Below are 11,321 nucleotides of genomic sequence, written 5' to 3' on the forward strand. Positions count from 1 at the left end.
ATTAATGCTATTACTCCAAGAAAAGCTGGAATTCATTAACACTATTGCCCATGAAGGCAAAGTAGTAGTTATTGCGACCGATGCTAACGGCAAGATTTTCTACACCATTAAGCAGGATGGCTTTGAAGACTCTTACCTCAATACTCCCGAAGACCAACGCACGGGATGGGAAGATTGGCAAGAACTGGAATTTCCTGATGAAGCAGAGGATGACCAGTCCGTAATAGACAAAGAAACCGCAGAATTAACTCATCAAGATGACCCCAATAAATTTATTCTGCGTTCTCGCTACAGAACTCTGAATGAATCTGCGGTTGCACCAGTACAATTAGTTTCTGGGATGGAACACATTTATGTTTTTCGTCAGTCGAAAGCTAATGCCACCGAAACTACTCCTAATACTTTATTAGTAGACCGTTTTGTCCTCGATGGCATGACTAATCAGCTAGTGCGGAAGTTAGATGTGCGGTTTAAACGCTCTCGGAAAAAATATCAACCCATTGAGAGCATGAGGAAAAAAGCAAATGGTGGGTTAGCAAATATTGACTCTTTGGACTTTCGAGATGCTGATGGCGAGCCATTTTATGAACCAACTACGGAATTGAGCCTAATTACAAATCTTGACAAAGGCTGGTTTTCCGTAGTCTTGTTACCAACTAACGAACATGAAAAATACCGTTGGCATATTTTTGCTTACAATTCTCAAACTCAGAAGATAGAGTTGACAACAATTGGCGCTTCTGAAGAGGGATTATTTGATATTAAGGACTATACAATATTAGAGCAGAAACGAGAAGCCAAGAATGCATTAGTACCTCGTTCTATTCCTGGGATTATTCATCGGACTTTAGATATTAATAACGTTGAGGTAGCTGACGGTTTTTCTGCCACCAAATACGATATCCAACGGGAGCAGCAAACCAGGGAAGGAATGCAGTTGTTGAAAAATGCCACCAAGATCATGTTGGCAATTCCCACAAAACAGGGAAATGTTGCAGCTTTGAGTTTTGCAGTAGCAGCAGATGGCACTTTGGCAGAGATTGATGAAAACCCAGACTCCCAGACTATTCTCAGGAGCAATAGTCGCGATCTATTGTTACCCTTAAATACCCTGGATGAAATTAAAGGAATAGGTGATTCCACACCACCGCCCCAGGGTACAATTACTGCAATAAATAGAGGAGATGAAGATACAGTTCAGATTACCTCTCCTGAAGCAGCGGATTTAATCACTGGTGACATTATTGAAATCACGGATACTCAAAGTTATGATGGCCATTATGTAGCTACTGCCATTGACGAAGATACCTTTGAAATTGAGACTAGCTATGTTGATGGAGACATTGGTCGTTGGGAAGTAGTGCCAGAAGCAGAAACAGGTTTAATTTTTGATGGTGCCATCACTGCTTTTGAAAGGGTAGAAAATCAAAGACTGAGAATAACAGCTTTTAATCATGGTCTGGAAGATGGGGATGAAGTTCAAATTATTAATACCAGTGACTATAATAGAACTTTAGCTATTCAGAAGCTTGACGTAGAAAATTTTGTTGTTAACGGTATTAGTTGGCAATCAGGGGAAGCAGTCAATCTGAAATTGAAATCCAGAAAGCGTCGGGGTGTGATGTTTAATGGTGGGGATCAGAAAATTGCTATTCCTGCTATCGAGTTAACGCCTCCATCTACAGAATTTGCTTTCGGTTATACGATTTCAGCTTGGGTTTATGTATCACAGACAGGTAGTGGAGAACAGATAATTGTTGGAGAAAAAGAACAACGCTTCCAACTATTGATTAATAATGGTACTGTAACTCTGAAAGCTAGAATAGGTAATAGTAATAAACAAGTCACTGATACAGCAACAATTCCCACAGGTCAATGGGTGCATTATGCTGGTGTGATTGCTTCTGATGGTGCAAGTAACAGTACAACCTTAACTCTTTGTAAGAATGGTCAGCAGTTAGGAACTCCTGGAGAATTTGCAGCATTACCCAATACACCAGAAAATTGGCAACCAGAATTTGAGATTGGCAAGTCTTTTGTTGGCAAAATTGCTGATGTACAAATTTGGGATAAAGTTCGTACTTCTCAGGAAATTAAAGACAGTATGTACCTACAGCTAACTGGACGAGAAGTAGATTTAGTAGGTTATTGGCGCTTAGGGGCGATTACTAAAGACAGAAAAGTAGTTGATTTCTCTGCCTATGGAAATGATGGGATAGTACATGGGGATGCTTTTGTGAGTGCTATTACTCTGAGTCGCACTTTAGGAGATAATACTACCCAAGTAGTTAAGTACAGCAATGATGATTTGGTGGCAGTTACTGCTGGGGCAACCTATGTAGAAACTTTTGAATTTAAGACCGATCCTCATGTTAACCCCAATAATGTCAATGGTAATAAATTGTTCAGTTTTTCCTATTGGGGTAAAACAAGTCGCAGTGCCGAGCAAAAGAAGACGTTTTCTGGAGCTGACAGTGACTTTGTGTCATTAGGTAATAACTGGTATCAAGCAACTTGTCGCGTTACTGTACCTTATACGGTAGCAATGATGCGTGCTTTTGAAATTGCTAATATTCAAGGTGGTTGGTCAACTTTAGAAATTCGCAAGCATCGCATTCAGTTAGTTTCCGATAGTATTACTGAGGTCAAATCTACCGATAGCGTTACTCTGACAACATTGGCAGATAGTCAAGCAGCATTACCATCCAAGTTGAAAGAACTTGAACAAAAAGAGCAAGAGGAAGCATTACTCCTCAAAGAAAAACGGGAACTAGAACAAAAAATTGCTAATTTGAATCTAGGAGATGTTGAAAGACAAGCAGCTATAAATGCTAAACAGAGTGAAATTTCTAATCAACAGACAATTATTAGCAATCTTGAAGCTCAAAAAAATCAACTGTTTAATACTTATCAATACGAGCAGAATAATAAATTAAACTACTGGTGTAAACTGGTTTGTCGAGAGAATGAAAATCTGATTGCTCGTATTTATACTGCATCGAAAGGACTTCTTCATGCTAATACGGGAGCTGATGGCAACCCTTATTACACGAATAACCGTTTTAAGTTTGTAGCAACGAGTAACGGGTATTATCGGATCGTATCACTTTATGAAAACAGAGCTTTGTATGGGAACTATAAAGAATTAGTATATGGCGGAACAAGTGACGGTAGCAAATATGAATGGAAACCAGAATCCTTATCAAATGGTTATTATTTGATTCGCCAACGGGCAAGTGGAGGAGTATTAGATCGTGGTGGCGGTGAGTATGACGTTTGTATTTGGTCAGAACATCAAAAATCTAACCAACAATGGAAAATTATCAAAATAGGAGGGGTAGCTACCAACAATATTTCTAATGCTCGTTCAGCTTATCAGAGAAAAGAAACTGAATGGAATCAGGCAAAACAACACTTAGTGAATCTTCAAAATGAACTGGCGCTCTTACAATTAGATAGTGGCCAGAAAAATACTACAAAAGCTCAACTAGAGGCTCGTTTACAGGAAGTCATTGCTGAACTTACTACTGTTCAGAGTTTATTGAATACATTAAACAATAACTTACTCAATGACATAATAAGTATTCAGGTAACACCACAAACTATGCCCGAAGTAGCTACAGATAACAAGGAGTTAGTTACTAAAGGAGCATTCCTAGGGTTTGCATCTGCGGCAAGTCGAGTAACAGCTATTGAAACTTGTGAAGGTAATGTGCAACTTAGCTATTTCGATCGTCAAGGACGAATGCGGTTGACAAATTATGATGCTACCTCTGACAGTCAAAATACAACTTTTGAACAGTGGGTTCCTGATGAACTTCCTGTTGCTCTGAAACTGTCTAATACTAACTCTAAAATTGAGCTGCTCAAGCCAATTTCTCTCCCAAATGAATGGACAATTGAGACTTGGTTTTCCTATCCACTACCGAATGCTCACAAATATTTTAGTCTAGAAGAGGTACTGGAACAACTGAACCGGGATTATCAATCTATTACCAATTTGATTCCTAACCGCTATGAGTTCAGTGATGGTGTTAGTGGAAATAGTATTTCTGATGGTGGCAGAGATATGTATGATGGTGGCAATCTCCTTGCTACTAATTTAGGGGGTTCAATTCCATACTCCAATAATACTATTATTAGTAGTCAATATGTAGGAGGAAATGGTCGATACTTCACGTGTAAATATCCAGGACTTTTTGTATTTATTGCCGATGTTGATGGAGTAAATAGTTTTGAGATTACAGGAAATCTTGGTGCAGACTCTCATGGTTCAGTTGATGGTATAGTCTTAAATACTGAAGTAGGTGGTGTGACTTTCTCTGGGTTTGTCAAGCGTGTTTATGGTACTACCGATCCATCCGTTAACCATCTTGTGATTGTAGAAAATAATGGCTCTGCTACTCACCAATTTTCTACAAACACCGATAACGATCAACATCTGGTCTCAAATATTTCAGGTACTAAGCGTATATACTACCTGCTCTATGCAGGAGGTACTACGGAAAAAATTGATGATGCTCAAACTCAGAGTATTATGAATGCCTTCTTGAATATCTGCGTGAGGTTAGTAGCATCAAGTCAGACCTTAATTACTACAGTTGATGGAGAGCGGATTGATGTTTTGACAGAGAATAATAATGCAAAATTAGGTATTGTTCTCCGAAATCAATTTTATGACAGTGGCTATAATCTAGAAGAATTGTCTGTTGGTTGGCATCACCTAACTGCTGTAGGTAAAGAATCAACAACAAAGTTCTATATTAATGGTAAAGAAGTTGCTGATGTCCAAAAAGCAATTCTGGAGGCAGAGACTGATGAAGACACGAGAAAACAACTCGAGCAAGAAAGCTTCAAAATTACTGGTTATTTCTCAACTATCGGTAATAGCGTATCAGGTTTCCAACAATTCGGTAAAATTTCCGAATACCGCATTTGGAACATTGCTTTGAGTGATGCAGAAATTGCAATTAATAGTAAAACCAGACTCAGTGGTAATGAGCCAGGATTAGTCGCTTACTATCCTCTGAATGAAGCCACAGGTACTGAAGTCAGAGACCTGACTGGCAGCGGTAACAATGGAACAGTATTTGGTGGTACTTGGTGGGCTTGTACTTCTCCCATTGGTAACTTAAGTCATCAAGTGATGGAGTTTAATGGCGAAGGTGATTATATCAGCCCTAACTCAAGTCTATTAAGCAACTTATCATCTTTCACTCTAGAAGGATGGATCAAACCAGCTTCCATACCTAACGCTAGTCTTTTTGGTCAAAACGATGTCATAGAATTTGGATTCGATAGTCAGAAACAATTAAAAGCATGGGTTAGTATCAACAGTTGGGTAGAAATATATTATTCATATCCTGTTAATGAATGGCATCATATTGCTTTGGTGGGTAATGGCAGTAAATTATCGCTCTATATTGATGGAGTCGAAAAAACTAGCGCCATCCATACAACTGTCAATAACTACGGTAGCTCTACAGACTCATTTCAAATTGGTGCTGGTGTATGGTCTGGGGGAACATTAGACCCATTCTCTGGTCAAATAGCCGAAGTCCGTGTCTGGAATCAAGCTCGCAGTGCAGAGGAAATCAAAGCTGATATGCACCAACGTCTGACAGGTCAAGAGTCAGGCTTACTTGCCTATTTCCCACTCAATGAAGTTATACCAGACGATTCAACAAAAAAAGTTCTCGACCTTAGCGGTAACGAGCATCATGGTACTGTCAATGGAGCAATGATTAAAGGTGATAATACCTTGCCCATTGGTAGCAATGCTGTAGTCAGTGCCGAATACAGCACTATTGGTATTGAAAAAATTACCAATAAAAAATATGCCATCATGAGACGTTTCCTAGCCACTCCCGCCCTCAATGGTGCTGAGTTATTGCCAGATAAGCGGATTGAAGAATTAGAACTGAAGTGGATAGGTAATGCTCAGTTTGCGCCTACCCTCTTAGGGTATATCGAAGGAGCGCCACCAGTACCGAGCGAAAACCTGAGTGTCAAGATAGACTACAACAATGCAACCTCTGTAGAAGTAGGTATGTCTGAAGATGTAGCATTTAGCTGGAATCGTTACCAAGAAGTTGGTTTAGGGGCATCAGTTAATCTGTTTATGGGAGCGAGCAATGTCTCATATGCTGGTTTTGGAGTGATGACAAAAGCATCAGATATACGAGCAGGTTTCAAAGGTAATCTTGACCTCAGTTACAATTTCTTGAATCAAACCAGTATTAGCTCTAGCTCATCCATAACTATGACCGATCGCTTGGAACTACGGGGTAACTATGAAAAAGGTATCCAATTTCCCCATTTAGGTCAGCGTTTTATACCCAAAAATGTCGGTTATGCTTTGGTGGTTTCGAGTTTAGCAGATGTGTTTATTACTCGCCTCAAACGCACGAAGAAAATGATTGGTTATCAAGTGCAACCTGTGGATGGTATTCCACCAGATATTAATACTATTACGTTCTTGATTAATCCAACTTATACTATGAACGGTAGCTTGGATGGGATGACAGGTTCTAGCGCTAGTAGCGATCGCTTCTTCCGCCATGTCCCGGAAATGCGGGATCAATATGGTTCTCTATATCCCGCTAGTTACTATCGTCTCCAGGAAGCTTACGACCTCAAACAAAAGATTGAGAATGAAGATAAACGGCGAGAGTCATATTTTGCTCAATTTAACGCACTGCTTGTGGATGAAGCATCCTTGGAACGAGAAGCAAGCAAAGGAGAAGCGCCATCAGAAATATCTCTGGAGCGGGAAGAAGATAAACCTGATGAGAATATGACTGAGGAGGAGAGAAAAGAGCAAGAAGCAGCAGAACAAAAACAGCGGGAAGAGGAAGCAAGGTCTGGTGCTTTGGAGCAGTCAGATGCTGCTCAACAGAAACAGGCAGAAATTAGCTCCAGAATTCAAGATCAGGATTCGAGAGTCCATGCCACAGATAGTTTTGCTGGTTGGCAACGGAAAATGGAAAGTATCCAAATTCGAGCTGGAAAGCGTAATATAGTTAACAATTACGTTTGGGATGCTGATGGCGGGTTGCGGACAGAGGCACAGAGTTTTGCTAATACTGCAGAACATACTATTGGTGGTTCATTCGATCTCTACGCCGGTTTAGGTTTAGAGGGTAACTTTGGTTTTTTTGGGGCGGCAGTTGAATTAACTGCTCAAGCTACTGTCAAGATGACCCAAACTATGACTAAAACTGAAAGTCGTAGCACAGGTTTTCAGTTATATGTGGATTTAAGTGGTGTAGAAAGCATTGGAGTTACCGATGCCGATGACTACCCTATTCGGCCAGGGGAAAAGGTAGACCGCTATCGCTTTATGAGTTTTTACCTGGAAGGTAGTACCAAAAACTTTAATGATTTCTTTGACTATGTAGTTGACCCCGAATGGCTTGCTAGTAACGATGAAGAAGCTCGTGCTTTGCGTCAAGCGAGGGGCAAAGCTAATAAAACTTGGCGAGTGCTACACCGAGTTACTTATGTAGAACGTCCAGCACTAATGGGCTTTGGTCGGGATATTCGTAAGCAACAAGATCCGGATCAAATAACTGCAGAAATCGTTAATTACTTTGATTCCCTAGAAGGGAAAAATCAAAGTATACAAGGTGAACTTGCAGATATTCGAGGTAAACTTACAGAGCTAAAATCTTTGCTGGAAAATCAATAGACATCTCGAAAAAAGAATGTAGGAACTTTCTATGGAAGGTTCCTACAAAACTTATCCACTACTATACCAAGAACGCCGAAAAAGTGTTAATGAATTTGAAGAATTAATTATTATGCAAACACGAAGTAGAAATCCTAAGAATTTTGCTAATCAACAAAAAGCTATAATAGGAGCAACCCATAAAAACCAGTTAGTTCATACAACTAAAAAAACTATAGTTAAACAAGCTTTCCAAGCTTTGTGGAAGAAAAAGGGACATAACGTCCCTCGTCAGAAACCATTTGCATTTCTACAAGACAGTAGAGGAATATGGTATTATGAAGGTCGGCCAGCATTTACTCAGAGAACACGCGATGATATACCAGTCAAGGTAGGAGACCATCGACGGCACATTATTCCTTCTCATTTACTTCTTGATGCTTTTACGGCATACATTAACGATAATCCCAAAACTATAGAAACTGATGTAGATACATTTATTAACAATAAAGGAATAAAGTATAGAGGAAACACCTTAGGTGATAAGTTAAGAGCTGTTTCCACATATCTTCAAAATAACCAAAAAAACTTGTTCCCAGAAAGTGGCGGGCAAAATATAGCGATCGGCTTTTTACCTAAAGATTTAAGAGACGTTTTGACACACTGTGATAATTACTTTAAATCTAACAAGCATCTCGCTACAGTCAACGATGACACTATATCGGAAATGAAGACTAAAGTAGGAGCTTTGAAGCAAAAGAGATATCCAACTCAAGATGCAAATGATGCGAAAAAGGAGATAATAGATGTATTATTACCGTTGATAAATGACATGAGCGGAGATGATTATGAGGACATAAAATCACTTTTTAAAGACTCAATTATTCCCTCAATGGAGTTAGACTTGAATAAGTCAGAAGATATGAAAAATCAGAATGAGAAGGTTATTGAAATCATGGGGGATCTGTACAAAGTAGAGAATCACGGGGGTTTAGATTTCTTCCAAATTATGGAGGATTTTCTGAATTTACCACAAAACTAAGTTAAAGATACAGAAATTGGCATTCTAGAAAGAGGACAAAAACGAATTTTTGACCCATTGTTATGGTGTGAATAGCGATCGCCTTCATCAAACTCCGGTTGAGACCATGAGTTTGTTTATTGCAGAGGGCGATCGCTCAACTTCATCGTGTCTCCGCCTCCCCGCGTCCCCGCGTCCCCGTGTCTATTGAGAATGAAACAGCCCTGGGGGACAAGGGGGGATGCCTTCTTCCCTCTTCCTTCTTCCTTCCTTAAAATATTAAACCCGTAATCATACCAGCCAATAATATAAAACCAATCCAAACATTTTGTCTAAATATCTGACCGTAGGGTTTTAAAATTTCCTCTTGCCGTAATTTTCCATATTGAATAGACCAGAAAACTGTAGCAATACCAAGAGCTATCCAAAAGCCAAAATGTAGCTCCATTTCTACTCCTAATACTCCCAATAAAACGGCAGTCAAAAAGAAAAATATAGCTACAGCATTAGCTGCATATTCACCAAAAAATAGAGCGCTCGAATTAACCCCTAAAAGTCGGTCATCCTCCCGATCGCTCATGGCATAAACCGTATCAAAACCCAAAGTCCAAACAATAGTAGCGCCCCACAAAATCCAGGTAGAAGTGTCCAACTCAGCTACTGCAGCACTCCAACTAATTAATACGGCAAAACCCCAAGCAATAGATAATACTAACTGAGGTACTGGAAAAAATCGCTTGGCCAGGGGATAACAAATAATTACCGGAATTGCTGCTACGGATAGCCAAAAACTGAGTCGGTTGAGATCAAGTGCTATAACTCCAGCACAGGCAAAAGCAATAATAGCAATGACAATACCTGTTTGAATAGTCAAAGCACGGGAGGCCAGGGGGCGATCGCGAGTTCTCTCCACTTCTGGGTCAATATCCCTGTCCCACAAATCGTTAATTACACAACCTGCTGCACTGGTGGCCAGAGTTCCTACAATAATTACTCCGACTAATGGTAAGGGTGGCATGGCATCAGTGGCCAAAAATATAGCCCATAGAGCAGGAATCATTAAAATTAAGCGTCCGGCTGGTTTATCCCATCTCAGAAGCTTGATTACTTTCATCAAGGTTGATTCTGATTGAGGAGGATGAGATTTGGTCAACATTGTTATGACTTTGGATTGTAGATTCTGGACATATTTATACCTTAAATGAAGGTATTTTGTCAAGGACAAATGGCCATTTTACATATTTTTGATCGTAATGACACAGATGACATTATTTAATCTAAAATTTAGGCAACTTGTTAAATTTGAACACATTTATAAAATATGGTTACATCAGTTCCTTTAGTAAAAATACCCTTGATATCGGAAAACCGAGAACGGATCTTGGCAGCGATAGATATGGGTACTAACTCTCTACATTTAGTAGTAGTCAAAATAGACCCCTCTTTACCCGCTTTTACAATTATTGACCGAGACAAAGAAACGGTAAGACTCGGAGACTGTGAAGCAAATGGTAATTTGAAAGCAGAAATTATGAATAGAGCGATCGCTACCTTAGAGCGCTTCCAAAAAATTGCTAAAAGTGCCAATGCGGAGCAAATTATTGCTGTAGCTACCAGTGCTGTAAGAGAAGCACCCAATGGCACAGTTTTTCTCAATAAAATTGCTGATGAGTTAGACTTGTATGTTAACTTAATCTCTGGTCAAGAAGAAGCTCGCCGGATTTATCTCGGGGTGCTTTCAGCAATGGAGTTTAACAACAAACCCCATGTCATTATTGATATCGGTGGGGGTTCCACAGAGTTAATATTAGGTGACGGTAATGCACCACGGACTCTGAGCAGTACAAAGGTAGGTGCAGTACGTTTGACCAAAGAATTTGTTACTACTGACCCCATTAGCAAAATAGAATTTGCCTATCTGCGAGCTTACGTTAGGGGTTTATTGGAACGTCCGACAGAGGAGTTATTAGCTAATATCCAGGAAGGTGAAAAACCACAGTTAGTGGGTACTTCTGGCACCATTGAAGCGTTGGCGAATATTCATGCTTGTGAAAAATTCGCCAATGCGCCAACTTCCCTAGCAGGTTATCAGTTTAGTTTAGCTGAGTTGGAAGGGTTAGTTAATAAGTTGAAAAAGTTATCAGTCTCCGAACGGCAAGAGTTACCGGGTATGTCACAGAAGCGCTCGGAAATTATTTTAGCAGGTGCTTTAGTATTACAAGAGGCAATGAGTTTATTGGGAATGGAGTCAATAACTGTTTGCGAACGTAGTTTGCGCGAGGGAGTAATAGTTGACTGGATGTTGAATCATAGTTTGATATACGACCGCCTCCGTTTCCAAAGTTCTATTCGCCAGCGTAATACTCTAAAAATTGCTCAAAAATATCAAGTCAATTTGGAATGTAGCGAGCGGGTTGCTTCTTGGGGACTAAATTTATTTGACGAAACTAAAGGAGTGCTACATGAGTGTCAAAATAGACCCCTCTTTACCCGCTTTTACAATTATTGACCGAGACAAAGAAACGGTAAGACTCGGAGACTGTGAAGCAAATGGTAATTTGAAAGCAGAAATTATGAATAGAGCGATCGCTACCTTAGAGCGCTTCCAAAAAATTGCTAAAAGTGCCAATG

At 39.8% G+C, this 11,321-nt stretch carries 4 protein-coding genes and 1 pseudogene; 4 read left to right on the top strand and 1 reads right to left on the bottom strand.

The window, feature by feature from the left end; genetic code table 11:
* Positions 1–4: 4 nt before the first annotated feature.
* From D5R40_RS16940 to D5R40_RS35415, 3 genes are read left to right on the top strand one after another with little or no spacing between them, the layout of a single operon-like run.
* Positions 5–7,690 (top strand): LamG-like jellyroll fold domain-containing protein, encoded by a 7,686-nt coding sequence (locus D5R40_RS16940; protein ID WP_124154947.1) that lies wholly within the window; start codon positions 5–7, stop codon positions 7,688–7,690.
* Between the two features lie 31 nt (positions 7,691–7,721).
* Positions 7,722–8,711 (top strand): hypothetical protein, encoded by a 990-nt coding sequence (locus D5R40_RS16945; protein WP_124145536.1) that lies wholly within the window; start codon positions 7,722–7,724, stop codon positions 8,709–8,711.
* A 49-nt stretch (positions 8,712–8,760) separates the two neighbouring features.
* Positions 8,761–8,901 carry a hypothetical protein gene (locus tag D5R40_RS35415; protein ID WP_161564581.1) on the top strand — a complete coding sequence of 47 codons (141 nt, stop codon included), beginning with the start codon at positions 8,761–8,763 and terminating at the stop codon, positions 8,899–8,901.
* Between the two features lie 60 nt (positions 8,902–8,961).
* Here the strand turns inward: D5R40_RS35415 and D5R40_RS16950 are convergent, their stop codons facing one another.
* A complete protein-coding gene (locus D5R40_RS16950; RefSeq protein WP_124145537.1) occupies positions 8,962–9,846 on the bottom strand; it encodes a 4-hydroxybenzoate solanesyltransferase in 885 nt (294 codons plus the stop codon).
* Between the two features lie 165 nt (positions 9,847–10,011).
* On the opposite strand from D5R40_RS16950, the pseudogene D5R40_RS16955 reads away from it, so the two are divergent.
* Positions 10,012–11,157: pseudogene (locus D5R40_RS16955) on the top strand (Ppx/GppA phosphatase family protein); the annotation flags it as partial.
* Positions 11,158–11,321: the final 164 nt, after the last annotated feature.

It is taken from the genome of Okeania hirsuta, assembly GCF_003838195.1.
GTDB classification, from domain to species: domain Bacteria; phylum Cyanobacteriota; class Cyanobacteriia; order Cyanobacteriales; family Microcoleaceae; genus Okeania; species Okeania hirsuta.